This window comes from Streptomyces fuscigenes, from assembly GCF_021556455.1.
Lineage (GTDB): Bacteria > Actinomycetota > Actinomycetes > Streptomycetales > Streptomycetaceae > Streptomyces > Streptomyces fuscigenes.
The window spans coordinates 1-1,433 of sequence record NZ_JAKGCV010000750.1; the positions used below are offsets into that span (position 1 = coordinate 1).

Sequence of the window (1,433 nt, forward strand, 5' to 3'; positions counted from 1 at the left end):
GCTCCCGGGGGCGCGGTGCCCGCCCCGGCGGGCGGGCCGCCCACGACGACCTGCTCGCCGTCCACCAGGACGCGCGCCTGGTTCAGCCCCGTCAGGTCCGTGCCGCGCTTCGCTCCCCCGGCCTCGCGCAGCGCGTCCTCGACGCGCGAGCCCGCGGGGAGCCTCAGCACACCGGGGCGGTGTACGGAACCGGCCACGTCGACCACGATCGGGTCGGCCGGGGCCGACGGCGGCGAAGCCGCGCCCGGCGCGAGGGGCGGCGGCCCCGCCGAGGGGGCGGGACGCTTGCCGGGCGCGACGTCCGGGCCGGCCGGGACCGCGTCCCGGACGGCGCCCACCGTGGCCGGCGCGCTGACGGCCCGGGGGCGCGCCACCCAGAAGTGCTGTGCGGCCAGGATCGCGGCCACGGCCAGCACGGCGCCGAGGGCCGCCAGCGACTTCGGCTCGATCCCGAACCGCAGCCGCGCCCATACGGGCAGCCGGTCCCGCACCGCGAGCGTCAGCCGCGCACGGAGGGTCAGGCCTTCGCCGAACGACATCATCGGGGCGGTCGTTTCCAGCCTGGGCTCCGGCGCCCTCGGCCCGCGTGCCGACACCCCCGGCCCGGGCTCCGGCGCCGCCGTCCCGCCGTGCGGCGCCGCCGCGAGAGGGGCCCGCTTCGACGGCCCGAGGCCGGGAGCGGATCCGGACGGTCCCGCCAGGGGCCGGCGCCGTCCGGCGGCGGCCTCGGCAGGCTGCGCCTTCACGAACGGCGACGCCTGCGCGGCCCGCGCGTGGACCCGTAACACCTGTCCGGCGGAAACCGCCTGGTCCCCGGTTACGACCGGAAGCACCGTCCGGCTCTCGGACATCCACGCGGGCGCCGGATGTGGCCGGGCGCCTGCGGACCGGGGTGTTGAGATGGGTGTGCATCCCGGCGTCGGTGTCCGTGTCGGTGGCGGTGGCGGTGTTGGTGTCGGCCTCACCGTCGGCGGTGTCGAGGGCCTCGGTTGTGGCGATGGCGTCGGCGAGGGCGTCGGAGGTGACGGCTGCCTGGGCGTTGAGGCCGGCATCGATACCGGGAGGGGCGCGTTTTCGGCCAGCGATGGCACGGCTGCCGCCCCCGGGGCCCTGTGCGGCGTGGGCGCCGCAACCGCGGGCGCAGACGCAGACGCAGACGCAGACGCAGACGAGGGTGGCATCGGACACGGAGTTGCGGCCGGCGTCACGGGCGTAGGCGCAGTTGCGGTCGGTGTCGCCGTGGGAGTGGGCGGAGCAGGGGGAGTTGGGGCCACGGGTGGCGCCGCAACCGCCGGCCGGCGCGACCGCGCTGCCGCGTGCCGGGGCTGGGGCCGGGGCTGGGTCTGCGACTGCGACGGGAGGGGCCTGTGTGCCGGGGCGCGCGCAGCGGGCGCCGTCGGGTGGGACGGACCCTCGGGCTGAGGCGCCGGGTG

At 78.6% G+C, this 1,433-nt stretch carries 1 protein-coding gene; it reads right to left on the reverse strand.

Going from position 1 to position 1,433, the window contains the following annotated elements:
* Positions 1 to 542: SLBB domain-containing protein (locus L1885_RS28315; protein ID WP_235799997.1), on the reverse strand; the 542-nt coding region annotated here is incomplete at its 3' end.
* Positions 543 to 1,433: the final 891 nt, after the last annotated feature.